Here is a 23,632-nt window from a genome sequence, read left to right on the forward strand (position 1 = left end):
GCCGCAGCCGTCAGAGATCGGCGAGCGCCTCGGGCACGGTGCCGTAGATGCGGAACTGGCCGCCGAGACCGGTGATCGTCAGCGGACGGTCGATCGGGCGCCCGACGCCGACCAGGGCGAGCGTGATGTTGTGCTCGCCGGCCAGGTTGCGGGCCTCGACGAGGTTGCCGAGGCCGGCCGAGCTGCAGAACGTCACAGCGGACACGTCGATCAGGACCAGCCGGGCCGGCGGTGCGACCGCGGCGCGGATCGCCTCGGCGGCGAAGTCGGTGCTCGCGATGTCGATCTCGCCGGACATCCGGACCAGCAGGACGTCGGGCGCCAGTACCTCGGTGACCGCGTCGAAGGTGGTACGGATCATCTCGCCGTCCCGCGGCTCTGGGTGGCTGGTCACGCGGGTTCTCCCCCGGGGTAGCGCCACGAACGCGGGTCCTGGCGGAAATGGAACTGCCCTGCGCTCCCACCGTATGCCCCAACCTGCGAGCCTCACAACGGGTCTGCCACCGATGGACGCCGGAGCGTGACCTCCCGGCTGCAAGCGCTCCGGGTTGAAGCAAACGTCGGACCCGCAACGGTGATAGACAAAGCGGTATGGGCGTTCTCGATGGCAAGGCTGCATTGGTCACCGGAGGGTCGCGGGGCATCGGCGCCGCGATCGTACGACGGCTCGCCGCGGACGGCGCCGTGGTGACCTTCACGTATGCGAGCAGTGACGCGGCCGCGGCCGATGTCGTGACGCAGGTCAAGGCGGCCGGCGGCCGGGCGATCGCCGTCCGGGCGGACCAGGCCGACCTGTCCGGGATCGACGAGCTGTTCGCCCAGGCGGCCGAGCCGACCGGGACGCTGGACATCTTCGTCTGCAACGCGGCGCAGGCGCTGGTGAAGCCGATCGCCGACGTCACGGTCGAGGACTACGACCAGCTGTTCGCGACCAACGTCAAAGGTCCGTACTTCGCGATCCAGCGCGCCGGCCAGGTGCTGCCCGACGGCGGCCGGATCGTCGCGCTGTCGACGCTGAACACCGTGCTGCCGGGCCCCGGGATCTCGCTGTACGCCGCGAGCAAGGCCGCGCTCGAGCAGTTCGTGAAGATCGCCGCACGGGAGTACGGGCCGCGCGCGATCACCGTCAACACGGTGTCGCCCGGCGCGACGGACACCGACATGTTCCACGACCACAACCCGCCCGCGGCCGAGGAGGCGCTGGTCGGCATCACCGCGCTCGGCCGGATGGGCGAGCCGGCCGAGGTCGCGGACGTGGTCGCCTTCCTCGCCGGTCCGGACGCCCGCTGGATGACCGGGCAGAACCTGCGTGCGACCGGAGGGATGCTGGTCTGACTACCACGAGCCTGATCGCCGAGGTCGACGCCGCAGCGGACCCTGCGGTGGCGGAGGTTCTCACGCGCTACTTCCAGCTCCAGCCCGGCGGGTACGGCCACGGCGACCGGATGATCGGCGTCAAGCTCTCGACCATCCGCGGCATCCTCAAGCCGTACCTGCGGGCCGATCTGCCGCTGCCTCAGCTGGAGCAGGCGCTGACCAGCCCGGTGCACGAGCATCGCCTCGCGGTCCTTTGCCTGCTGGCCGATCGCGCGTCCCGCAGTCTCAAGCCGCGGACCGCGGACCCGCACGAACTCGCCGCCATCTACGAGCTGTACCTGCGCAGTACGCCGCACATCAACAACTGGGATCTGGTGGACTGCAGCGCTCCCCAGATCGTCGGCGGATACCTGCTCGACAAGCCGCGGGACCCGCTCTACACACTGGTCCGCTCGAGCTCGCTCTGGGAACGCCGGATCGCGCTCGTCGCCACGCAGTACCTCATCGGCGCCGGACAGACCGCCGACACCTACAGACTGGCGGCCGAGGTGCTCGACGATCCGGAAGACCTTGTGCACAAGGCGTCCGGCTGGATGTTGCGGGAGGCGGGCAAGCGGGTGTCCGAGGAGGAACTGCGCGCCTTCCTGGACCGGTACGCGACCCGCATGCCGCGCACCATGCTCCGCTACGCCATCGAGCGTCTCGACCCGGACAGCCGGAAGGCCTATCTCGCGCGATAAGTCGACAAATCAGTTCGGCGTCCGGCTCTGTGCGTACGGCGGGGCCTCGAGTGCGCAATGCACATGGTGCTCGACGGGGCGCGGCTCGCGCAGCTTGCTGCGCTCGCCCAGCGTCACCCACGCGATCACGCCGCCGGCCGCCGCCAGCCCGGCGGAGATCCACAACGCCCGGCCGAATCCGTTGTGGAAGGCAACGGGATCGAGATAGGTGTCGCCGGTGATGCCGGCCGCTATCGGGATGGCCGCGACCGCCATCAGCTGCCCGGTCCGTGCCACGGCATTGTTCACGCCGGACGCGATCCCGGCGTGGTGGTCCTCGACCGACGCCATCACGGTCGCGGTCAGCGGCGCCACGGTCGCGACCAGGCCCAGCCCGAGCAGGACGACGGCAGGCAGTACGGCGCTGTAGTAGCTCGTGCCGGTGTTGATCCGCAACATCAGCAGGAAGCCGCCCGCCATCAGCAGCGGCCCGACGGTCATCGGGATGCGCGGGCCGATCCGGTCGGCGAGGCCCCCGGCGTACCCGGACAGGACGAGCATCAGGACGGTCATCGGGAGCAGCGACGCACCGGCCCAGAGGGCGGAGTAGTGCAACGCGGTCTGGAGGTAGACCACGACGAGGAACGTCGCCGTGCCGAGCGCGCCGTACACGACGACGGTGACCAGGTTCGCGGCGGTGAAGCGGCGGTTGGCGAAGATGCTCAGCGGCAGCATCGGGTACTTGCCGCGCCGTTCCACCTCGACGAATGCCGCGAACGCGACGACTCCGATGACCAGGCTGGTCAGCACCATCGGATCGCCGAACCCGTGGTCGCCGGCGCTGATCAGGCCGAACGTGAGCGCGGCCAGACCCAGTGTCGCCAGGACCGCGCCGTTGATGTCGAGCTTGCCGGCGGCCTCCTCGTCGCGGGTCTCCGGGACGTGGCGCAGCGTCACCAGCACGGTCGCCAGTGCGAGCGGCACGTTGAGCAGGAAGATCAGCTGCCAGGAGCCGCGGTCGACCAGCGTGCCGCCGACGAACGGACCGACGGCCGCCGCGACCGAGGTCAGGCCCGACCAGGCGCCGACCGCCTTGCCGCGGTCGGAGCGCTGGAAGGTGGTCTGCAGGATCGCCAGGCTGCCCGGTGTCAGCAGCGCGCCGCCGATGCCCTGCAGGACGCGGCCCGCGATCATCACCTCGAGGTTCGGTGCGACCGCGCACACGACGGAGGCCGCCGCGAACCAGATCACTCCGACCACGAACGTCCGCCGCCGCCCGAGCCGGTCGCCGAGCGAGCCGCTGAGCAGGACCAGCGAGGCGAGCATCAACATGTAGCCGTTGACGATCCACTGCAGACCGGCCATACCGGCGTTCAGGTCCTCGCCCATCGCCGGCAGTGCGACATTGACGACCGTCCCGTCCAGGAAGGCCATCCCCGAGCCCAGCGCCGTCGCGGCCAGCACCCACCGGCCCCGCGCGGTACCCAGGGCGATCCGCTCTTCAGTCATACGGTCAGCGTGGCAGATCCAGCTGCAGTACGACGAGCGCCTTGTCCGCCGGGATCCCGGACCGGATCGCGAGGTGCGGCGGATCGCCGACCGCGCACCGGGTCTCGGTCAGCAGCGGGCAGACCGCGTTGAGCAGTCCGCTGGTGACGGTGAGGTCGGTCGGCAGCGTGTTCTCGACGCCGGCGGTCAGTGGCCGGATGGCCGCCCCGGCCCGGGTCGACTCCGACGGGCTGGCGAGCACCGTCGAGCCGGACAGCCGGTACGTCAATTGGATCCGGGTCGCCGCGACCGTCAACGGAATGTAGTCGGACGCGGTCAGCGTGGTGTTCCCGAGCGGCACCGATTGGTTGTCGGCGAGCACTTTCAGATTTGTCACCCGCGGCGTCGTCCGGGCCATCATTCCGGGCAGGTGCTCACCGGTCGCCGGCACCTGCAGCGGCAGAATGTCGGTGGCCTCGGGCAACATCAGGTTCTCGGTGACGTCGAACGATCCGTCCGGGCGCGGCACGGCGGTCAGCTTGATCCCCGCGGTCTGTTGTCCGGTGCCCGGTGTCCGCGTCGTGTTCGGGGCGGCCGGGGCGGACGGCGGCAAGGTGCCGAGGCCCGGGCTCGGCGCCGCCGGCTCGACGGACCCGCCCGAACACGCTGCGGTCGCGCCGTACCCCAGCAGCAGCGCGACCACCGCCAGGTATCTGGCGCCGGTGCGCCGGGGTTCCTCCGCCCCCGATGTGCCGGCCGGGAGGAACCCGGGACGCCCCTGTCCTGCCACGCGGCCACCGCCCCCCAAAACGGACCTGACCGTTTCCCCTGGCGATCGGGTCGGACTTCCGCATACGATACGCCCCAATTCTCGGGGGCGGGCAATTCTTGACGCTATTTTCCGATGAACTTCGGAGGGGGAGAAGAATGCGGGGACGGAGTGTGCCCGGGCAATCCCGGGCGGTAAACAGTGACGTATCGAGAATTCACGGTCCGGTAATTCGGCGGATGCTTCCGCTGCTGCTGGCAGTCCTGGTCGCGGCGGCCCCGGCGCTGCTCACCGCGCCGGCCGAGGCGGCCGCGGGCGCGAACCTGTACTTCGTCCAGGGCCTGCCGGGGCGCACCCTGGACATCAGCGTCGACGGCCGTCAGGTCGCGACCGGGGTGGCCGGCGGGAAGCTCGTCGGGCCGTTCGGGGTGGCCGCCGGGAACCGGATGGTGACCGTCCGGCAGAACGGGAAGCTGGTGATCCAGCGCGAGGTGTCCGCCGGGTCCGGGGCGAGCCTGGACGTCGTCATCCATCAGCCGGTGTCGCCGACGGGCGCGCCGCTGATCACGACGTACGTGAACCAGTTGACCGCGGTGCCGAAGGACAAGGGCGGTCTGCGGGTCGCGCACGACGCGGCCGTCGGTCCGGCCGACATCAGGGTGAACGGGAAGGTGCTGTTCCAGAACGTCGCGAACGGGGAATCCCTGGACGTGGTCGTTCCGGCCGCCACCTACAAGGTCGACATCGTGCCGACCGGCGCGACGTCGCCGGTCGTTCTGGGTCCGCTCGACCTGCCCGTTCAGGCCGGGTACCTGACCCGGGTGTTCGCGATCGGCGCCCCGGCGCAGAAGACGATGACCGTCGCGCTCGGCACGATCAAGGTTCCGGCCACCGGGTCGGACAAACCTGGTGTGGTGAACACCGGAACCGGCGGGCAGGCGGCAGGGCTCAACCAGGTGCAGAGCTCTGCCGGCCAGTCCGGTCTGTGGGTCGTGGTGTTCCTCGCCGCTCTCGGCGTGGCGGTCGTCACCGGCCGGAAGGTGGTTCGTCGCTGAAGCGGCAGTTGGTCGGTACGACGTTGTGCTGTCTCGCCCTGGCCGGCTGTGCGGCCGGGGCGGGCAGCGCGACGCCTTCGCCGAAGGCCACGTTCAGCTTCACGGTCGGCCGTCCGCCGCCGGTCGCCGAGCCGACCACGCCGCTGTCGACCACGCCGCTGTCGACCACACCGCCGGCGGCGCCACCAGGGCGGATCGGCACGCCGGCGCCGAGTCAGCGGATCCGCTTCGTGCCGCAACGGATCGTGTTGCCGGGCGGCGCGAACGCGTCCGTTCTCCCGGCGACGACGGTCGCCGGCCAACTCCAGGTGCCGACGGCACAGCACGTCGGGTGGTGGGACGGCGGCGCCGAGGCGGGTGATCCGTTCGGCTCGGTGGTGCTGGCGGGGCATGTCGACAGCAAGACCGAGGGGCTCGGGTTCTTCGCCCGGTTGCCCGAGGTGCGGCGCGGTGAGGTCGTCGCACTGCAGGGCTCCGGCCACACGGCGTCGTACCGGGTCGTCTCGGTCGTGTCCGTCCGGAAGGATGCGCTCGCGACGAAGAGCGGCGCCTTCGACCAGACCGTCGACCACCGGCTGGTACTGATCACCTGCACGGGCGCGTACGACGCATCACGCGGCGGGTACGAGGACAACCTGGTGGTGACCGCCGAGCCGATCGGCCTCGCCCAGTGAGCACCTGCTCGCGACGGCGTGGGGTCGGGAGACATGCCCTAAGCTCGGCCGTCATGGCCAGGTATTTCGACATCCACCCGGAGAACCCTCAGCGGCGGTCGATCGGGCAGGTGGTGGATCTGCTGCGTGGGGACGGGCTGATCGCGTACCCGACCGACTCCTGCTACGCGCTCGGCTGTCAGCTGGGCAACCGGGACGGGATCGACCGGATCCGCACGATCCGGCACCTGGACGACCGGCACCACTTCACCCTGGTGTGCGAGAACTTCGCGCAGCTCGGTCAGTTCGTGCACATCAGCAACGCGGTGTTCCGCTCGATCAAGGCGGCCACGCCGGGCAGCTACACGTTCATCCTGCCGGCCACCAAGGAGGTGCCGCGCCGGCTGCTGCACCCGAAGAAGAAGACCGTCGGCGTGCGGATCCCGGACCACGTGGTCACCCAGGCGCTGGTCGCCGAGCTGGGCGAACCGCTGGTCTCCAGCACCCTGCTGCTCCCGGGCCACGAGGAGCCGATGACGCAGGGGTGGGAGATCAAGGAAGAGCTCGACAACCAGATCGACGCGGTCATCGAGGGTGAGGCCGGCACCGAGCCGACCACGGTCGTGGACTTCTCCGAGGACGGCCCCGAGGTGGTCCGGGTGGGCGCGGGAGACCCGGCTCCGTTCGAGTGACCCCTTGCGATTCGCAAGAAACTGCCTGATGGTGGCGGGTGAGCGTTAGTCAGTTACCTCACCCGCCCCGGAGGGACTCATGCGACGTGCTCTGCTCGCCCTGACCGTTCTGCTCCTCACCGCGCTGATGCCGGCCTCCGCGCAGGCCTACGCCAACGCCTTCTTCCCGACCCAGAGCAGCGGCAACCGCGGCGCCGACGTCCAGGCGATCCAGTTCCTGCTGCAGTACGCTGGGCAGTCGGTCGACGCCGACGGTGTCTTCGGCGCGACCACGGTCACGGCCGCGAAGGCGTTCCAGACCGCCAAGGGCCTGGGCGTCGACGGGGTCGTCGGACCGCAGACATGGGGAGCGCTGACGCCGACGCTCCGTTCCGGTGACAGCAACGCGGCGGTGAAGGCGTTGCAGGTCGAGCTGAACGCGAAGCGCCGCCTCAGCCTCCCGGTCGACGGCGTCTTCGGTACGGCGGTCCGCGACGCGGTCGTGTCGTTCCAGTCGCATGCGGGCATCGGCGCGGACGGCATCGTCGGTCCGATCACCTGGCGCAATCTTGCCTGGCACTACGACTACCCCGACTTCAGCGCGAACCTGTGCGACCAGGACCCGGACGGAAACGGTACGGCGGCCAACTGGGCAGCCGCCGCGCCGGTAGCGCAGATGGAAGCCGCGGCCCGCTCGTTCGCGTCGACCGGCCAGGGCAAGGTCCCGTACGGCGACGCGGGCTTCGAACACGGCGGTGACATCCCCGGCCACGCCAGCCACGACAACGGGATGGACATCGACATCTGGCCGATCCGTACCGACAACGGCCAGTGCACCGCGGGCCGGATCACCTGGGAGTCCACGACGTACGACCGGGCCGCTACCCGCCAGCTGATCCAGGCCGTCCGCGCCGCGGCGCCGGGCCATGTGAAGTACATCTGGTTCAACGACCCGACGCTGATCAGCGAAGGCCTGACGCAGCAGTGGCCGGCCCACGACAACCACCTGCACGTCCGCTACTGCGAGAAGGTCCACCCGAACAGCACCTACGTCTGCTGACACACTGTCCGGCGTGACCTACACACTCGATCTGAACCCCGACGAGCTGCTCACCACGACCCGCACCGTCCGCAAGCGGCTCGACCTCGAGCGGCCGGTGCCGATGGAGCTGATCCGGGAGTGCCTCGAGATCGCGTTGCAGGCTCCGTCGGGCAGCAATCGGCAGACGTGGCACTGGCTGGTGATCACGGACGCCGAGAAACGCGCCGCGGTCGGCGAGTACTACCGGCGGGCCGTCGAGCAGTACCTGGCCGGACCGGGCGCGGCGGGCAGGCTGCACGCCGACGATCCCGAGCGCGGGCCGGTCCAGCGCCGGGTCGGTGACAGCGTGGCCTACCTGGGCGAGCGGATGGGGCAGGTGCCGGTGCTGGTCATTCCCTGCCTGGAGGTGCGGAAGTTGCCGGCCGGGAACCAGGCCGGGCTGTGGGGCTCGATCCTGCCGTCGGCGTGGAGCTACATGCTCGCCGCACGGGCCCGCGGCCTCGGTACGGCGTGGACCACGCTGCACCTGACCTACGAGCAGGAGGTGTCCGAGCTGCTCGGGCTGCCCGAGGAGATCCGGCAGACGGTGCTGATCCCGACGGCGTACACGATCGGGACCGACTTCAAGCCCGCGGCCCGGCAGCCGCTCGACGACGTCCTGCACATCGACGGCTGGTGATCAGGACGCCGCCATCTCCTCGATGGTCAGGCCGCTGAGGACCGACCGGGGTTCCGTGACGGTCAGGTCGAGGTCCGGGTCGGCGTCGGCGTCCTTCACCTTCACCAGGAGCCAGTCACCGCCGGTGCGGGTGAAGGCCCAGGCGCCGTTGAGCTTGACGCCGTGCAGTTGCACTTTCAAGTGTCCGCGCTCGATCGCCTCGGCCGGGTCGACCAGTTGCTGCCGGTCGTCGCGGGTCAGGTTCGTGTAGACGCCGGCGTCCCAGACGATCACCGCACCGCTGCCGTACTGCGCGTCGCGATGCACGCCCTCGTACGACGCGTACTCCAGGTCGTGATCGCTCGTGAACACCGCGAGCCGCTTCACGATCGGGTCCAGCGACGGTCCGCGCGGCACCGCCCACGACTTGAGCACCCCGTCCACTTCCAGCCGTACGTCGTAGTGCAGGCGCCGGGCATCATGCAGCTGCACGACGAAGATCGGCCTGGTCATGGGTCACAGCCCCATGACCCAGCGCGCCGGAGGCGCGCAGTCAGTTGAGTCAACGGGGCTCCTTGATGAATTCGAGTTACCGCTAACGGTCTGTCATCTGGCGGTTGTAGGCTGGCCTCTGGCTGAGCAACCAGCCCTCCACACTCTCCTCCATCATCCGCCCCTGTCACGAAGCAGGTGCCATGCCCGTAGCCCCCTCACCGGCGCGGCCGATCGCCGTACAGATCCGCATCGGCGGACGCTGGATCGCGGGTCAGGAGCTGGGCCGCCGGACCGGAGCGGCCGGGACCGACGAGGTTCTCGTCAGTCACCACGGCCATCTCGTCTGGATCGACCAGCACCAGGTCCGCGAGTCCTGAAAGCTGAAAACCCTTACAGGTAAGGGGTTTCAGCAAAGAGCTTTCGCAACCAGGTTACCGATCTCGATCGCGGACGCCGACCCACTCGGGTCGAACAGCGTCCGGGTCAACGCGAACGTGACGCCTGAGCGGGTGTCCGCCCAGGCGGCGCTGCCACCCATGCCCGGCCAGCCGATGGTCGCCGGGCTCTCGTCGGCGCTCGACCCCAACCGCCCGATCGAATAGCCGAGCGCCAGCGTCGCCGGATTGCCGAGCAACTCGTCCTGCGCGACCAGGGCCGGTCCGGTGATCACCGGCACCGCCTCCGGCCGGACCAGCCGCACTCCGTCGACCTCGCCGATCAGGGCGGCGTACAGCTTGGCGATCCCGCGGGCGGTCAGGATCGCGCTCGACGCGTCCTCGATCGCGAGCAGCTCGGGCCGGTTCAGGTCGGCGGCCCGCGGCTGCAGCGCGCGCGGGACGACCTGCTCGAACATCCCGGCCAGCATCGCGAACGTCTCCTCCGCGCCCTCGGGCTCCACCAGCCGCGCGAGCCGGTGCCGCTGGCCTCCGGGCAGCGCGAAGAACACGTTTTCCTCCATGCCGAGCGGGGTCAGGATCTCCCGCAGTACGTCGGAGATCGTCCGGCCGGTCGCGCGCCGGACGATCTCGCCGACCAGGACCCCGAACGTCTCGGCGTGGTACGTCATCTTCGTGCCCGGCTCCCACCACGGCTCTGTGGCGGCGAGGCGGTCCGCCTGTTCGGGGAGCCCTGTCCGGGTCGTTCCGGGCGGCAGCGCGGGGAGGCCGACCGAATGGGTCAGCACGTGCCGCAATGTCGCCCTCTCCTTGCCGTGCGCACCGAATTCGGGCCAGATGTCGACGATCGGCCGGTCGTAGTCGAGGATTCCGCGATCCACCAGTACGTTGGCGACCGTCGCGGAAGCGCCCTTTCCGGTGGACGCGGCGAAGTACAACGTCTCGGGCGTGACTCCGTCGCCGGCGACCGCGTCCACGACCAGCTCGCCCTGCCGGTACACCGCGACCTGCAGACCGAGCTCGGTCCCGGCCAGCTCGTCGATCCGCCGTTGTACCTGGTCCTGAAGATCCATCCGTCCATCCTCTCTCTCGCGGGTACGTCGGAGACCGGGTGGATCTTTTGACACACTGCGCTGGTGGAACTGCGGCAGCTGGAGTACTTCGTGGCGGTGGCGCACGAGCGGAGCTTCACGCTGGCCGCCCGCCGGTTGCATGTGGTGCAGAGCGCGGTCAGTGCGGCGATTTCCGCGCTGGAGAAGGATCTGAAGGTGACGTTGTTCGAGCGCAACGCCCAGCGGGTGGTGCTGACCGAGGCCGGTACGGCGCTGCTCCCGGAGGCGCTCGCCGTGCTCGACGCGGTCCAGGGCGCCCGGGACGTCGTCGACGAGCTGGGCGCCGGGATGCGCGGGCGCGTGCGCGTCGGACTGCTGCCGGGGCTCGGGCTGATCGACCTGCCGGCAGCCGCGGGCGAGTTCCGCCGGCGGCATCCGAACGTCGAGCTGCAGCTGCGGGTCGAGCCGGAAGGGTCCGCCGGCGTCGTCGTCGGGCTCCGGAACGGCGATATCGACGTCGGTTTCCTCGGCGTCGCGCAGGGCAGCGTGCCGCGCGAGCTGACCGCCTGGGAGCTGCTGCGGGTTCCGCAGGTGCTGGCGGTACCGGTCGGGCATCGGCTGGCCCGCCGGCGGTCGGTGCGGGTGGCCGACCTGGCCGACGAGGCGTTCGTGGACTTCCCGCCGGGCTTCGGGACGCGGACGCTGATCGACCAGAAGTTCGAGGCCGCCGGGATCGAGCGGCATGTGGTCGTCGAGGCGATCGGCATCGAGAACGGCGTGCAGTTCCTGTCCCACGGGGTCGGCCTCGGCATCCTTCCGGCGTACGCCGTCGCGGACGTCGACGCGCTCCGGGCGGTGCCGATCGCGGACGAGACCTTCCAGTGGTCGCTGTACATGGCGACGTTGAAGCGGCGGAAGCCGACGGCCGCCCTGCGCGCCCTGCTCGGCCTGGTGGGCAGTCACCTGAACCAGCCGCCCGGCACCGAACTCGGCCGGGACTTGGATCAACAGAATTGATCTTCACATCGTTTTGATTCGTTGGATTTGATCCATCGGACGGCGCACGATCGAGATGTCAGCAGCCAACGACATCGAGATCAGGAGCAGGAACGATGACTGAACGAGTGGCGATCGTGACCGGCGCGTCGAGCGGGATCGGCCGCGAGGCCGCGGTCCGGCTCGGCCGCGACGGCTTCGCCGTGGTGATCGGGTACGGCGGCAGCCGGGCCGGCGCCGAGCAGACCGTCAAGGAGGTCGAGCAGGCCGGCGGACGCGCGATCGCGGTGCAGGCCGACGTGGCCGACGCGACCGCGGTGAGCGCGCTGTTCGACCGGGCCGAGGCCGAGTTCGGCGGTGTCGACGTGGTCGTCAACGCGGCCGGGATCATGCCGCTGGCGCCGCTGGCCGAGCTCGACCTGGACGTGTTCGACCAGGTCGTCCGGACCAACCTGCGCGGCACGTTCGTGGTCGACCAGCAGGCTGCCCGGCGGCTCCGCGACGGCGGCGCGATCGTCAACATCTCCAGCTCGCTGACGCTGCTCGCGCGCCCGGGGTACTCGGCGTACGCCGCGAGCAAGGGCGGCGTGGAGGCGATCACGCTGATCCTGGCCCGCGAGCTGCGCGGCCGGAACATCACCGTCAACGCGGTCGCCCCCGGCCCGACCGCGACGCCGCTGTTCCTGAACGGCAAGCCGCAGGAGCTGATCGACCGGATCACCGCCGAGCCGCCGCTCGAGCGGCTCGGGCAGCCCGAGGACATCGCTGAGATCATCGCGTTCCTGGCCGGCCCGGCGCGCTGGATCAACGGCCAGGTCATCTACGCCAACGGAGGTTCGGCAGCATGAGCAAGGTCGTTCTGATCAGCGGCGCGTCCAGTGGTTTCGGGGCCCTGACCGCCCGGGCCCTGGCCGACGCCGGACACACCGTGTACGCCGGGATGCGCGACATCGCCGGCCGGAACGCGGCGGCCGCCGCCGACGCCAAGCAGTACAGCGCCGGCCTCCGGCCGATCGGGCTCGACGTGAGCTCGGACGACGAGTCCACCCAGCAGGCGGTGCGCACCGTCGTCGGCGAGCAGGGGCGGCTCGACGTACTGATCCACAACGCCGGTCACATGGTCACCGGTCCGGCTGAGGCCTTCACGCCGGAGCAGTTGCTCGACCTCTACGACACCAATGTCGTCGGCACCCAGCGGCTGAACCGTGCCGCGTTGCCGGTGCTGCGCGAGCAGCGCGACGGCCTGGTGGTGTGGGTCGGCAGTTCGAGCACCCGTGGCGGCACCCCGCCGTACCTCGCGCCCTACTTCGCCGCGAAGGCCGGGATGGACGCCATGGCGCAGAGCTATGCGCTGGAGCTGGCCCGGTTCGGGATCGAGACGACGATCGTCGTTCCGGGCGCGTTCACCCACGGAACCAACCACTTCCTGCACAGCGGGACGCCGGCCGACGCCGACGTGGTCGCGGCCTACGAGACGAAGTACGCCGGACTGATGGACCAGGTGGGTCAGCGGCTGGCCGAGCTCGAGCCGGAGTGGTCGGACGTCGCGGAGGTCGCGACGCTGATCGCCGAGGTGGTCGGCACCGAGAAGGGCAAGCGGCCGTTCCGGGTCAGCTACGACCCGTCCGACGACGGAGCGATCGTGGTGAACGCGGTGGCCGACCGGATCCGCGCGGAGTTCCTGCGCCGGGTCGGCCTCGACGACCTGCTGCATCCGGCCGCGTGATCGACCGGCACGCCCACTTCCTGCTGCCCGAGTACGTCGCGGCGGCGGAGCGGGCGGGCCACCTCCGGCCGGACGGGATGTCCCGCTGGCCGGAGTGGTCGGTCCGGCGGCACCTGGCGGCGATGGACGCGGCGGGGACCGAGAAGGCGGTCCTGTCGGTCCCGTCGCCCGGCGTCCACTTCGGCGACGACTTCCGCGCCCAGGTCCTGTCCCGCAGGATGAACGAGGCCGCGGCCGAGCTGGCGCGCGCCCATCCTGGACGGTTCGGCTTCTACGCCAGTCTGCCGCTGCCGGACGTCGAAGGCGCGGTGGCCGAGACCGGCTACGCGTACGACGTGCTGCACGCCGACGGTGTCGTCCTGCTCAGCAACGCGGGCGGTCAGTACCCGGGCGATCCGTCCTGGGAACCCTTGTGGCGAACGCTGAACGACAGGTCCGCGACGGTGCTGCTGCACCCGACCTCGCCCCCGCAGTGGCGCCAGGTCGCCCTCGACCGGCCCCGCGCGATGATCGAGTTTCCCTTCGACATCGCGCGGGCACTCGCCGACCTGGCACTCACCGGAGTCCTCACACGCCACCCGGACGTCCAGGTCAACGTAGTCGACGGCGAACTGCTGGCCCCGCTGGCTCGACGCATCGAGCGGCTCTCCGGAATGACGATGCCGCCAGTGTGCCCAGCGGGCGGCAGCGGCTACTGCTGCGCCGTCGCCTAGGCGAGAGCGAACCGGGTGAGGACCTCCGGCGGGCCCTGACAGCTCCGCCGGAGGCCGGGTGTTGATTACTCAACAAGCACCGGATCGTACGTCGGAAATCGCGTTCCGAGGAGGTTCCGTCTCATAATTGATCGGAGAACTTTTGGTGGCTCCCGGTGCGCGGTCGCTGACGGTGCGGGATTAAAGTTGGTAGTCGCAACCAAATACCGGGCTGGGTGAGGACCCCAAGTCAGCCGTTTCCGCCTCGAGGACAGCGCACGTCGCCGTCCCCGGTCGTAGCGTTCCCGCCGTACGAAACGGAAACCGATGTCTGCCACCCAGACCCCGCCGGCCCCCGGCGCCACTCCGACCCGGTACCGCTCGCGGTACGCCGACGACGCGCCGGCCGCACCACCGCCGGCCGCGTCCGGTGACCCCGAGCTCTCGCACCGCGAGATCCTGGAGATCCTCGCCGGACTGCTCGCCGCGCTGTTCACGGCGGTGCTCAGCTCGACCATCGTCAGCAACGCGCTGCCGACGATCATCGCGGACCTCGAAGGCACCCAGACGCAGTACACGTGGGTGGTCACCGCCAGCCTGCTCGCGATGACCGTCTCGACACCGGTGTGGGGCAAGCTCTCCGACCTGATCAGCAAGAAGCTGCTCGTGCAGCTCGCGATCATCCTGTTCGTGATCGGCTCGATGCTGGCCGGCGCCGCGCACAACGTGCCGTTCCTGATCGGGGCGCGGGTGCTGCAGGGGCTCGCGATGGGCGGGTTGATGGCGCTCGCGCAGGCGATCGTCGGGGCGGCGATCCCGCCGCGCAGCCGCGGCCGGTACTCGGGATACATGGGCGCGGTGATGGCGCTCGCCACCGTCAGCGGCCCGCTGGTCGGCGGGGTGATCGTCGACACCTCGTGGCTCGGCTGGCGGTGGTGCTTCTACGTCTGCGTGCCGCTCGCCGTCGTGTCGCTGATCGTCCTGCAACGGTTCCTGAAGCTGCCGGTGGTGAAGCGTCGTGTCCGGATGGACTACCTCGGCGCGGTGCTGATCGCGGGCGCGGCCAGCCTGCCGCTGATCTGGGTGTCGTTCGCGGGTGAGCACTTCCCGTGGTGGTCGTGGCAGACCGGCGCGTACCTGGGCGGTACGGCGGTGCTCGCGATCCTGGCCGTGGTGGTCGAGACCCGGGCCGCCGAGCCGCTGGTGCCGATGCGGGTGGTCCGGGAGCGGACCACGGCGCTGGCGATCGTCGCGAGCGTGGCGGTCGGGATGGGGATGTTCGGCAGCGCGGTGTTCCTCGGGCAGTACTTCCAGGTGGCCCGCGGGTACAGCGCGACCGAGGCCGGGTTGCTGACGATCCCGATGATGTTCGGCTCGTTCCTCGGGTCGGTCGGGTCGGGGCAGCTGATCACCCGGTTCGGCAAGTGGAAGCGGTACCTGGTGATCGGCGCGCTGTTCCTGACCGCGGGTCTCGGGCTGCTCGGGACGATCGACCACACCTCGCCGTACTGGTACGTCGGGCTCGGGATGCTTGCCATGGGCATCGGGATGGGCATGACGATGCAGAACCTGGTGCTCGCGGTGCAGAACACGGTGGACGTCAGCGAGGTCGGGGCGGCGAGCGCGTCGGTGACGTTCTTCCGCAGCCTCGGCGGCGCGGTCGGGGTGTCCGTGCTCGGCGCGATCCTCGCCACTCGGGTGACGGATCTGATCACCGCGCACCTGCGCGACCTCGGCCCGGCCGCGGCCTCCGGCGGCTCGGGCAGTCTGCTGGACGTGAACTCGTTGCCGGCCCCGGTCCAGGAGATCGTCCGGCACGCGTACGGCGACGCCACCGGGCGGATCTTCGTGATCGCCGCCGGGGCCGCCGTGGTGAGTCTGCTCGCGGTGCTGTTCATCCGCGAGGTCCCGCTCCGGCAGACGGTGGCGATGCGGAACGACGACCAGGGCGAGGCCGGCGCCCCGTCGTACCAGGAGATCTCCGACGATCCGGCCGAGCGGGCTGCCGTCGTCGCGCTGGACGTGATCACCTCGGCGGAGCGTACGGCGCGGGAACGCGAGCGGGAGGCCAGTGAACGGGTGCAGGCGGCCGCGCACACGATCCGGCAGATGCGGACCGACGTCGCGGACCTGTTCACCCGGGTGGACCAGCAGATCGCCGCGCTCGAGAACACGCTCCCCGCTGCGGATCTCCCGCAACCCGCCGCCGCGATCCTCGACGCGCAGCGCCCGGCCGGCGAGCTCGTCGACGAGCTCCGCCGGTACGAGCTGAGTGTCCTCAGCGCCAGCCAGCGCACCGCCGACCACCTCCGCGAAACCGCGCGTACGGAGGCCGACCAGCTGCGGACGACCGCGCAGGCCGAGGCGGATCAGGTGCTGGCCGAGGCCCGCTCGGAGGAAGCGGAGATCCGCGCCCGGATCGCCGAGCTCGAAGCCGTCGAGCAGCGGCTGCTCGGCACGATCCGCGACAACCTCTCCAGCACCCCGCACCCGCCGGCCGCGCCAGCCGGGCGCGAGGCCGCGCACCAGACCTTCCCGCCCACGCACGCGCCCGCCGCGGGCAACGGCTACCCCGAGGAGACCCACCACCGCCAACCCTTCGGCTGACCAGCCAATTTGCCTGGCTGACCAGCCAAATGCGGGGTCCTGCACCCGTACTCCGGGTACGGAACCCCCAACTTCGCTGGTGGGCCAGGCAAATTCCGCGGAGGACCGGTCGTGTGGCCGGGCGGGAGGGATGTCGGAGCGGGGTGGCATGCTTCGGGGTACGGCATCGGGTGAGGAGCGGGTGTGGGGTTGTGGGACGTGGAGCAGGTGGTGGGGCTCGCGCCTGATGCCGCGTCGGTGAAGGCCGGGCAAGGGTTGGCTCGGGGGGAGAAGTGGTCGGGCGCGGGGGCTACGGATCGTGCGGTCTGGGGTCTGTGCCAGGGGAGTGGGAAGCAGCCCTACCAGACGGGCGTGGACCTGAGCGGCCCGGCGTACAAGTGTTCCTGCCCGTCGCGGAAGTTTCCGTGCAAGCACGCGCTCGGGCTGCTGTTGCTGTGGGCGAAAGGCGAGGTGCCACCGGCGGACGAGCCGGACTGGGTGCAGACCTGGGTCAGCCAGCGTGCCGAGCGGCCGGAGCGGAAGCCGGGCGAGGTCGCCGACCCCGTCGCGGCACAGGAGCGGGCCGCCCGGCGGGCGGACCGGGTGTCGGCGGGCCTGGCGGAGTTGGCCGGCTGGCTGGACGACCAGGTCCGGCAGGGCCTCGGCGGATTCGACCAGCGGGCGTACGCCGAGCTGAGCCGGCTCGCGGCCCGCATGGTCGACGCGCAGGCGCCGGGGGTGGCGGGAGCGGTACGCCGGGCCGCGGCTGCCGTCGGCCGCGGCCACGGCTGGCCGGGTGAACTGCTCGAGGAGCTGTCCCTGATCCACCTGGTCGTGGCCGCGCACGGTCGCCTCGCGGATCTTCCGCCGTCGCTGGCCGACACTGTGCAGAGCCGCATCGGCTGGACGACCGAGACCGCGCGCGTGGTCGCGGACGGTGAGAAGGTCGAGGACGACTGGCTGATGCTCGGGCGGGTGGTCGAGCCGGACGAGCGGCTCACGGTCCGCCGGGTGTGGTTGCGCGGGGCAACGACCGGGCGGATCGGGCTGATTCTGACGTTCGCCGCCGCCGGGCGTCCGCTGGACCCGCTGCCCGCGCGCCCCGGCGAGTATGTCCCGGGCGCGCTCTCGTTCTACCCGGGAGCGCTGCCGATGCGCGCCCTCCTGACCCAGACCGATCCGCGCCGGCCGGCGTCGCGTCCAGCTGGTCACACGGTCCGCCAGGCCTTGGCGTCGTACGTCGAATCCCTCGCCGCCGACCCGTGGAACGAGCGCTGGCCGCTGGTGCTGCGGGACGTCCGCCCGGCACCGTACGGCGAAGGCTGGGCGCTGGTCGACAGCGACGGCGACGGATTGGAACTGCTGCCGGGGTGGGATCCGCTGAAGCTGCTGGCCGTGTCGGCGGGCGACCCGGTCACCGTGGCCGGCGAATGGAACCGCGCCGGCCTCCGCCCGATGACCTGCTGGCGTGACGACCGGCCGGTGATCTTGTGACCGACGACGATCGGATGGTGGCAGCGTGAAGGGCTGGGACGGCCTGGTCAGTTCGGCGTTGCTCGGCACCGACCGACGGCCGGTGCACTTCGAGGAGCTGCCGGAGCACATCCAGGCGCGCCTCGGGGAAGGCAACCTGCTCGACGCCGCCGCGCTCGCGACCGTGTACAAGCGGGCCGGTCGCAAACCCCTGCGCGGTCTCGAACCGCTTCCGGCCGCGCCCGGCGAGGACCGGCCCTTGCCGCGACCCGGGGCGGTGCGACGACTGGCCGCGATGCTGGGCGGATTCCAGACGTCCGCTCTCGGTGAGTGGCTGCGGACGGCGGACGCCAACGGCTGGGGTGTGCCGCCCGAGCACCTGCCCGCGCTGGCCGACTACGCACGCAACCGTGCCGAGTATCGTCCGCTCGTCATCGCCGCGGCCGGGCGGCGTGCGCGCTGGCTCGCGGACCTCAATCCCGAGTGGCGGTTCCTGCACGCGGCGGTTGCCGAGAGCAATGACCTGGAGTTGTGGACGCACGGGAACGCGATCCAGCGGCGGACCTGGCTGCGCGCCACCCGCGATCAGGATCCGGACGCTGCCCGCGCGGCCCTGGTGGAGGTCTGGCCGACCGAGTCCGCCGCAACCCGCGCGGACTTCCTCGGACTGTTCGCCGACAATCTCGCGCTGCCGGACGAGGAGTTCCTCGAGTCCGCGCTCGACGACCGGTCCCGTGAGGTACGCCGGGTGGCCGCGCGGCTGCTCGCCCGTCTGCCGGGATCGCAGTACGGCGGACGCATGACCGAGCGGCTGCTCGCGCACCTGACCCCGGCCCAAGGCGTCCTCGCGGTCGACCTGCCCCGCAGGCTGACGCAGTCGATGGAACGCGACGGCGTCGACTCGCAGAACCCTGAAGGCGTCGGCAAACGCGCCTGGTGGTTCCAGCAGATCGTGGCCAACACGCCCTTGCAGGCGATGGATGTCGCCTGGCTGCACACCCCGGTCGAGGGCTGCGCCCCGGAGGTTCTCCAGGCAGGCTGGGCCGAGGCCGCGGTCCGTGAGGGTTCGGGGCAGTGGGCGCGCGAGTTGCTGCTGTCGAACGCCGACACCGGCAGCCGTGGTTCGGCTGAGTTGCTACGGCTGTTACCGCCTGAGGAGTGGGCGGGTGCCGTCGACGTCCTCCGGCGGACCGTCGATGTCGCCGAGCTGGTCGGCGGCCTGCCGGTACCGTGGCCGGCGCCGCTGGGCCGGATGATCCTCGACCAGCTCGCCAAGGTCGGCACCAACCGCGCCTGGGCCCGACTCGCCAGTATCACGGCCCGCGCGGTGCCGCCCGACGTACTCGACCATCCGATCACCCGCGAACCGACCGGCGACGAAGACACCTGGCTTCGTCGCCTCGTCGAAACCCTGACCTTCCGCCGCGAGATGTACGAGGAGCTCACATGAACGAAGTACTGCGCCCGCACGCGGAGGTCGAGTACGCCGACGAGCTGCAAGCGCTCCGCACCACGGACGACCGGCCGCGACCGCCGGCGTGGCAGCTTTCACCGGCTGCCGTCGTCACGTACCTGCTCGGCGGGAAGGCCGGCGACACCGAGATCTCACCGAAGTACGTCGGCCCGCGCCGGCTGATCGAGGTCGCGGTCGCCACGCTCGCGACGGATCGCGCGCTGCTGCTGCTCGGCGTACCAGGAACGGCGAAAACGTGGGTCAGCGAGCATCTGGCGGCCGCGATCAGTGGCGACTCGACCCTGCTCGTGCAGGGCACCGCGGGCACCGCCGAGGAGGCGATCCGGTACGGCTGGAACTACGCGCAGCTGATTGCCCAGGGCCCCAGTGAGGCGGCGCTCGTGCCGAGTCCGGTGCAGCGCGCGATGGCCGAGGCGAAGATCGCCCGGATCGAGGAGCTGACCCGGATGCCGTCCGACGTCCAGGACGCGCTGATCACGATCCTGTCCGAGAAGGCGCTGCCGATCGCCGAGCTGGCCACGGAGGTCCAGGCCCGCAAGGGATTCAACGTCATTGCCACCGCCAACGATCGTGACAAGGGCGTCAACGAACTGTCCAGCGCGCTCCGCCGGCGGTTCAACACCGTCGTCCTCCCGCTGCCCGATTCCGCCGAGGACGAGGTGGAGATCGTCTCCCGCCGGGTCGCGCAGCTCGGCTCGGCGCTCGAGCTGCCGCAGCCGGACGACGCGCTGGAGGAGATCCGCCGGGTGGTGACGATCTTCCGCGAGCTGCGCTCGGGCCGCACCGAGGACGGCCGGACCGCGGTGAAGTCGCCGTCCGGCACGCTGTCCACCGCGGAGGCGATCAGCGTCGTCACCGGCGGCCTCGCCCTCGCGGCGCACTTCGGCGACGGCGTGCTGCGGCCGACGGACGTCGCCGGCGGCATCCTCGGCGCGGTGGTCAAGGACCCGTCCGCGGACCGCGTCGTGTGGTCGGAGTACCTCGAGACCGTCGTCCGGGAACGCGACGACTGGGCTCCGTTCTACCGCGCCTGCCGAGAGATCTCCGGATGAGCGTTCACCTGTTCGGGATCCGGCATCACGGACCGGGGTCGGCGCGGGCGGTGGCGGCCGCGCTCGCCGAGCTGCGGCCCGACGTCGTCCTGATCGAAGGACCGCCGGAGGCCGACCGCATCGTCGGGCTGGCGGCGTCCGGCGAGATGGAGCCGCCGGTCGCGCTGCTGGCCTACGCGGTGGACGATTCGACCCGGGCGGCGTTCTGGCCGTTCGCGGTGTTCAGCCCGGAGTGGCAGGCGATCAGGTACGGGCTGGCGGCCGAGGTGCCGGTGCGGTTCTGCGACCTGCCCGCGGCGCAGCAGTTCGGCTCCTCGGGTGGCCGGTCGGTGTCGATGGACCCGCTGGCGACCCTGGCCGAGGCGGGCGGGTACGACGACCCGGAGCGCTGGTGGGACGACGTGATCGAGTCGCGGCGCGGCGGCGCCGAACCGTTCACGGTGATCGCGGACGCGATGCGGGAGCTGCGGCACGGCGAGGAAGCGGTAGGCCGGGAAGCGCAGCGCGAGGCGTACATGCGAACCGTACTGCGCAAGGCGATCCGGGAAGGATTCGAGCGGATCGCGGTGGTCTGCGGTGCCTGGCATGTTCCGGCGCTCGAGCTACCGTTGCCTCCGGCAACACATGATGCACGGATCCTGAAAGGCCTGCCGAAGCGCAAGGTCGCCTGCACCTGGGTCCCGTGGACGCACGGCCGGCTGGCGGCGGCGAGCGGGTACGGCGCCGGCATCACCTCACCCGGCTGGTATCACCACCTGTTCACGGCACCGGACCAGATCACGACCCGCTGGCTGGCGAAGGTGGCCGAGGTACTGCGCAACGAGGACCAGCCCGTGTCCAGCGCGCATGTGATCGAGGCGGTCCGGCTCGCCGACACGCTGGCGGCGCTACGGGAACGTCCACTCGCCGGGCTCAGCGAGGTGACCGAAGCGACGCGGGCGGTGCTCTGCGGCGGGAACGACGTACTGCTGGATCTGGTGACCCGTGAAGCTGTCGTCGGGGAGCTGCTCGGATCGGTGCCAGGGGAGACGCCGCAGGCGCCGGTGGCGGCGGACCTGGCGGCGCAGGCACGGCGGCTGCGGATGAAGCGGGATCCGACCGAGCGTGTGATCGAGCTCGACCTGCGCAAGCCCAACGACCTGGACAAGTCCAGGCTCCTGCACCGGTTGCGGATCCTGGGCGTGCAGTGGGGCGTGCCGGCCACCGACGAGCGGCGGGCACAGGGCACGTTCCGGGAGATGTGGCGACTGGCCTGGGACCCGGGTCTGGAGGTCGAGCTGGTCGCGGCCGGCGCCCACGGCACGACGGTGCTCGGCGCCGCGACCTCGGTGATGCTGAAGGACGCCGACTCGCCGACGCTGGCCGACGTCACGGCCGCCCTGGAGAAGTCGCTGCTCGCCGACCTCGCCGAGGCGCTGCCGCCGCTGCTGCGCGGCGTCGACACCAGGGCGGCGGCCGATGCCGATGTCGGGCATCTGATGGCGGCGCTGCCCGCGCTCGCCCGGGCCTCGCGGTACGGCGACGTCCGCGGGACCGACACGGCCGGGCTGGCCTCGGTCGCGGGCCGGATGGTGTCGCGGGTGTGCGCCGGTCTCGCCCGGACCGTGCACGGGCTGGACCCGGACGCGGCGGCCGCCGTCCAGGAGCTGATCGACGGCGTGCAGGACGCGACGATGCTGCTGGCCGACGACGTGCGTTCGGAGTGGCTCAACACGTTGCAGGGCTTGAGCGATCGCGCCTCGGTGCCGCCGCTGATCCGGGGCCGGCTGACGCGATTGATGCTGGACACGTCGAGATTGCCGGACCACGAGGTCGCGCTCCGGCTGGGACGTTCGCTGTCGTCCGGTACGCCGACGGCGGACGCGGCCGGATACGTCGAAGGCTTCCTGGCCGGCGGCGGGTTGCTGCTGGTCCACGACGAGCGGCTGCTCGCGATGGTGGACGGGTGGCTGGCGGCGATCCCCGACGACGCGTTCGTGGAGGTCCTGCCGCTGCTTCGGCGGACGTTCGGCACGTTCGCGGCACCGGAGCGGCGGTCGATCGGCGCCCGGGCCCGTGTCCTGAGCGACCCGGCGGCTGCGGTCGTCGCCGATGACGACGACCTCGACGCCGAGCTGGCCGCGACCGCGCTGCCCGTGGTCGCCCGACTCCTGGGGGTCTCATGAGTGACGAGCGGCTTCGCCGGTGGCGCCTCGTGCTCGGCGGTGAAGCGGAGGAGGAGACCGGTACGACGCTGGCCGGCGCGGACCGGTCCGTCGATGCGGCGCTCGCCGCGCTGTACGACGCCGCGGAGGGCGAGTCGGGGACGCAACGGTCGGCCGGGCTGGGGTCGTCGGCGCCCCGGGTGGCGCGCTGGCTGGGCGACATCCGGCAGTACTTCCCGAGCACCGTCGTCCAGGTGATGCAGCGGGACGCGGTCGAGCGGCTCGGGATCACGCGGATGCTGATGGAGCCGGAGCTGCTGGGCGCGGTCGAGCCCGACGTCCATCTGGTGTCCACGTTGCTCGCGCTCAACGAGGTGATGCCGGAGGAGACCAAGCAGACCGCGCGGGACGTGGTCGGGCGGGTCGTGGCCGAGCTCGAGGCGCGGCTCGCGGAGCGGACGCGGGCCGCGGTGTCCGGCGCCCTGGACCGGGCCGGCCGGACGGCGCGGCCGCGGCATTCCGACATCGACTGGGACCGGACGATCCGGGCGAACCTCAAGCACTTCTCGCCGGCGCTCGGCACGATCGTGCCGGACCGCCTGGTCGGGTATGCGCGCCGCAACCACAGCGTGCAGCGGGACGTCGTGCTGGCGATCGACCAGTCGGGGTCGATGGCGGAGTCCGTCGTCTACGCGGCGCTGTTCGGTGCGGTGCTGGGGTCGATCCGGACGTTGCGCACGTCGCTGGTCGTGTTCGACACCGCGGTGGTGGACCTGACCGACCAGCTGGACGATCCGGTCGACGTCCTGTTCGGGACCCAGCTCGGCGGCGGGACGGACATCAACCGCGCGCTCGCGTACTGCGAGGAGCTGGTCACGAAGCCGGCCGAGACCGTGCTCGTGCTGATCTCGGACCTCTACGAGGGCGGCATCCGGGAAGAGATGCTGCGGCGGGTGCGTTCCTTGGTGGAGTCCGGCGTACAGGTGGTTGCCCTGCTCGCGCTCGCGGACTCGGGCTCGCCGTCGTACGACGCCGAGAACGCGGCCGCCCTCGCGGAGCTCGGCGTACCGGCCTTCGCCTGCACCCCGGACAAGTTTCCCGACCTGATGGCCGCAGCCATCCGCCACGACGACATCGCCGGCTGGGCGGCGACCAACATCACCTGAGAGGACCTT

At 71.1% G+C, this 23,632-nt stretch carries 23 protein-coding genes; 18 read left to right on the top strand and 5 right to left on the bottom strand.

The genetic code is table 11. The annotated features are described in order from the left end of the window. Positions 1 to 10: 10 nt before the first annotated feature. Positions 11 to 394, bottom strand: a complete 384-nt coding sequence (locus ABZX12_RS35335; RefSeq protein WP_355699790.1) for an STAS domain-containing protein — start codon at positions 392 to 394, stop codon at positions 11 to 13. A 197-nt stretch (positions 395 to 591) separates the two neighbouring features. Between ABZX12_RS35335 and ABZX12_RS35340 the strand changes: the two genes are divergently transcribed. Both ABZX12_RS35340 and ABZX12_RS35345 read left to right on the top strand, forming a co-directional pair. Continuing rightward, positions 592 to 1,335 (top strand): SDR family oxidoreductase, encoded by a 744-nt coding sequence (locus ABZX12_RS35340; RefSeq protein WP_355699791.1) that lies wholly within the window; start codon positions 592 to 594, stop codon positions 1,333 to 1,335. A gap of 14 nt (positions 1,336 to 1,349) precedes the next feature. Further along, positions 1,350 to 2,057 (top strand): DNA alkylation repair protein, encoded by a 708-nt coding sequence (locus ABZX12_RS35345; RefSeq protein WP_355699922.1) that lies wholly within the window; start codon positions 1,350 to 1,352, stop codon positions 2,055 to 2,057. A 9-nt stretch (positions 2,058 to 2,066) separates the two neighbouring features. Here ABZX12_RS35345 and ABZX12_RS35350 read toward each other — a convergent pair whose 3' ends face one another. Next, on the bottom strand, positions 2,067 to 3,545 hold the full coding sequence (locus ABZX12_RS35350) for an MFS transporter (protein ID WP_355699792.1): 1,479 nt from the start codon (positions 3,543 to 3,545) through the stop codon (positions 2,067 to 2,069). A 4-nt stretch (positions 3,546 to 3,549) separates the two neighbouring features. Then, positions 3,550 to 4,314, bottom strand: coding sequence for a hypothetical protein (locus tag ABZX12_RS35355; protein WP_355699793.1), 765 nt, complete (start codon positions 4,312 to 4,314; stop codon positions 3,550 to 3,552). A gap of 218 nt (positions 4,315 to 4,532) precedes the next feature. Between ABZX12_RS35355 and ABZX12_RS35360 the strand changes: the two genes are divergently transcribed. The 5 genes from ABZX12_RS35360 (at position 4,533) to ABZX12_RS35380 (ending at position 8,393) form a co-directional block, all read left to right on the top strand. Continuing rightward, positions 4,533 to 5,348: a DUF4397 domain-containing protein gene (locus ABZX12_RS35360; protein WP_355699794.1), complete on the top strand. Its 816-nt coding sequence runs from the start codon at positions 4,533 to 4,535 to the stop codon at positions 5,346 to 5,348. Between the two features lie 8 nt (positions 5,349 to 5,356). Beyond that, entirely contained in the window at positions 5,357 to 6,022 is a 666-nt protein-coding gene (locus ABZX12_RS35365) for a class F sortase (RefSeq protein WP_355699795.1), read from the top strand. A 53-nt stretch (positions 6,023 to 6,075) separates the two neighbouring features. Further along, positions 6,076 to 6,693, top strand: coding sequence for an L-threonylcarbamoyladenylate synthase (locus tag ABZX12_RS35370; protein WP_355699796.1), 618 nt, complete (start codon positions 6,076 to 6,078; stop codon positions 6,691 to 6,693). 79 nt (positions 6,694 to 6,772) lie between these two features. Then, positions 6,773 to 7,732, top strand: a complete 960-nt coding sequence (locus ABZX12_RS35375) for a penicillin-insensitive murein endopeptidase (RefSeq protein WP_355699797.1) — start codon at positions 6,773 to 6,775, stop codon at positions 7,730 to 7,732. A 13-nt stretch (positions 7,733 to 7,745) separates the two neighbouring features. Then, positions 7,746 to 8,393, top strand: a complete 648-nt coding sequence (locus ABZX12_RS35380) for a nitroreductase family protein (protein WP_355699798.1) — start codon at positions 7,746 to 7,748, stop codon at positions 8,391 to 8,393. Here the strand turns inward: ABZX12_RS35380 and ABZX12_RS35385 are convergent, their stop codons facing one another. Further along, positions 8,394 to 8,885, bottom strand: coding sequence for a DNA polymerase ligase N-terminal domain-containing protein (locus tag ABZX12_RS35385; protein ID WP_355699799.1), 492 nt, complete (start codon positions 8,883 to 8,885; stop codon positions 8,394 to 8,396). 182 nt (positions 8,886 to 9,067) lie between these two features. Here ABZX12_RS35385 and ABZX12_RS35390 point away from each other — a divergent pair, with 182 nt between their 5' ends. Next, positions 9,068 to 9,244, top strand: a complete 177-nt coding sequence (locus tag ABZX12_RS35390) for a hypothetical protein (protein ID WP_355699800.1) — start codon at positions 9,068 to 9,070, stop codon at positions 9,242 to 9,244. A 29-nt stretch (positions 9,245 to 9,273) separates the two neighbouring features. Here ABZX12_RS35390 and ABZX12_RS35395 read toward each other — a convergent pair whose 3' ends face one another. Continuing rightward, complete coding sequence (locus ABZX12_RS35395) at positions 9,274 to 10,335, bottom strand: serine hydrolase domain-containing protein (protein WP_355699801.1); 1,062 nt, start codon at positions 10,333 to 10,335, stop codon at positions 9,274 to 9,276. Positions 10,336 to 10,398: 63 nt separating this feature from the next. Between ABZX12_RS35395 and ABZX12_RS35400 the strand changes: the two genes are divergently transcribed. The 10 genes from ABZX12_RS35400 (at position 10,399) to ABZX12_RS35445 (ending at position 23,623) form a co-directional block, all read left to right on the top strand. Continuing rightward, positions 10,399 to 11,331, top strand: coding sequence for a LysR family transcriptional regulator (locus ABZX12_RS35400; protein WP_355699802.1), 933 nt, complete (start codon positions 10,399 to 10,401; stop codon positions 11,329 to 11,331). Between the two features lie 95 nt (positions 11,332 to 11,426). Next, positions 11,427 to 12,158 carry an SDR family oxidoreductase gene (locus ABZX12_RS35405; RefSeq protein ID WP_355699803.1) on the top strand — a complete coding sequence of 244 codons (732 nt, stop codon included), beginning with the start codon at positions 11,427 to 11,429 and terminating at the stop codon, positions 12,156 to 12,158. Further along, complete coding sequence (locus ABZX12_RS35410; protein ID WP_355699804.1) at positions 12,155 to 13,036, top strand: SDR family oxidoreductase; 882 nt, start codon at positions 12,155 to 12,157, stop codon at positions 13,034 to 13,036. Before ABZX12_RS35405 ends, ABZX12_RS35410 begins: the two co-directional genes overlap by 4 nt. Next, complete coding sequence (locus ABZX12_RS35415; protein WP_355699805.1) at positions 13,033 to 13,749, top strand: amidohydrolase family protein; 717 nt, start codon at positions 13,033 to 13,035, stop codon at positions 13,747 to 13,749. The genes ABZX12_RS35410 and ABZX12_RS35415 overlap by 4 nt, the downstream gene beginning before the upstream one ends. 306 nt (positions 13,750 to 14,055) lie before the next feature. Next, complete coding sequence (locus tag ABZX12_RS35420; protein ID WP_355699806.1) at positions 14,056 to 16,335, top strand: MFS transporter; 2,280 nt, start codon at positions 14,056 to 14,058, stop codon at positions 16,333 to 16,335. A 183-nt stretch (positions 16,336 to 16,518) separates the two neighbouring features. Then, the gene (locus ABZX12_RS35425) at positions 16,519 to 17,808 is read left to right on the top strand and encodes an SWIM zinc finger family protein (protein ID WP_355699807.1); all 1,290 of its coding nucleotides are present in this window, start codon (positions 16,519 to 16,521) and stop codon (positions 17,806 to 17,808) included. A gap of 25 nt (positions 17,809 to 17,833) precedes the next feature. Further along, the gene (locus ABZX12_RS35430; protein ID WP_355699808.1) at positions 17,834 to 19,237 is read left to right on the top strand and encodes a DUF5691 domain-containing protein; all 1,404 of its coding nucleotides are present in this window, start codon (positions 17,834 to 17,836) and stop codon (positions 19,235 to 19,237) included. Next, the gene (locus tag ABZX12_RS35435; RefSeq protein WP_355699809.1) at positions 19,234 to 20,313 is read left to right on the top strand and encodes an AAA family ATPase; all 1,080 of its coding nucleotides are present in this window, start codon (positions 19,234 to 19,236) and stop codon (positions 20,311 to 20,313) included. Before ABZX12_RS35430 ends, ABZX12_RS35435 begins: the two co-directional genes overlap by 4 nt. Then, positions 20,310 to 22,478: a DUF5682 family protein gene (locus ABZX12_RS35440; protein WP_355699810.1), complete on the top strand. Its 2,169-nt coding sequence runs from the start codon at positions 20,310 to 20,312 to the stop codon at positions 22,476 to 22,478. The genes ABZX12_RS35435 and ABZX12_RS35440 overlap by 4 nt, the downstream gene beginning before the upstream one ends. Then, positions 22,475 to 23,623: a VWA domain-containing protein gene (locus ABZX12_RS35445; RefSeq protein ID WP_355699811.1), complete on the top strand. Its 1,149-nt coding sequence runs from the start codon at positions 22,475 to 22,477 to the stop codon at positions 23,621 to 23,623. Before ABZX12_RS35440 ends, ABZX12_RS35445 begins: the two co-directional genes overlap by 4 nt. The last annotated feature ends 9 nt before the right edge of the window (positions 23,624 to 23,632 follow it).

Source organism: Kribbella sp. NPDC003505, from assembly GCF_040610875.1.
Taxonomy (GTDB): domain Bacteria; phylum Actinomycetota; class Actinomycetes; order Propionibacteriales; family Kribbellaceae; genus Kribbella.

Excerpts from the sequence above, each read along its gene's own strand:
- ABZX12_RS35340 (WP_355699791.1), top strand. The coding sequence starts at position 592 with ATGGGCGTTCTCGATGGCAAGGCTGCATTGGTCACCGGAGGGTCGCGG.
- ABZX12_RS35350 (WP_355699792.1), bottom strand. The coding sequence starts at position 3,545 with ATGACTGAAGAGCGGATCGCCCTGGGTACCGCGCGGGGCCGGTGGGTG.
- ABZX12_RS35360 (WP_355699794.1), top strand. The coding sequence starts at position 4,533 with ATGCTTCCGCTGCTGCTGGCAGTCCTGGTCGCGGCGGCCCCGGCGCTG.
- ABZX12_RS35370 (WP_355699796.1), top strand. The coding sequence starts at position 6,076 with ATGGCCAGGTATTTCGACATCCACCCGGAGAACCCTCAGCGGCGGTCG.
- ABZX12_RS35375 (WP_355699797.1), top strand. The coding sequence starts at position 6,773 with ATGCGACGTGCTCTGCTCGCCCTGACCGTTCTGCTCCTCACCGCGCTG.
- ABZX12_RS35385 (WP_355699799.1), bottom strand. The coding sequence starts at position 8,885 with ATGACCAGGCCGATCTTCGTCGTGCAGCTGCATGATGCCCGGCGCCTG.
- ABZX12_RS35390 (WP_355699800.1), top strand. The coding sequence starts at position 9,068 with ATGCCCGTAGCCCCCTCACCGGCGCGGCCGATCGCCGTACAGATCCGC.
- ABZX12_RS35395 (WP_355699801.1), bottom strand. The coding sequence starts at position 10,335 with ATGGATCTTCAGGACCAGGTACAACGGCGGATCGACGAGCTGGCCGGG.
- ABZX12_RS35405 (WP_355699803.1), top strand. The coding sequence starts at position 11,427 with ATGACTGAACGAGTGGCGATCGTGACCGGCGCGTCGAGCGGGATCGGC.
- ABZX12_RS35410 (WP_355699804.1), top strand. The coding sequence starts at position 12,155 with ATGAGCAAGGTCGTTCTGATCAGCGGCGCGTCCAGTGGTTTCGGGGCC.
- ABZX12_RS35420 (WP_355699806.1), top strand. The coding sequence starts at position 14,056 with ATGTCTGCCACCCAGACCCCGCCGGCCCCCGGCGCCACTCCGACCCGG.
- ABZX12_RS35435 (WP_355699809.1), top strand. The coding sequence starts at position 19,234 with ATGAACGAAGTACTGCGCCCGCACGCGGAGGTCGAGTACGCCGACGAG.
- ABZX12_RS35440 (WP_355699810.1), top strand. The coding sequence starts at position 20,310 with ATGAGCGTTCACCTGTTCGGGATCCGGCATCACGGACCGGGGTCGGCG.
- ABZX12_RS35445 (WP_355699811.1), top strand. The coding sequence starts at position 22,475 with ATGAGTGACGAGCGGCTTCGCCGGTGGCGCCTCGTGCTCGGCGGTGAA.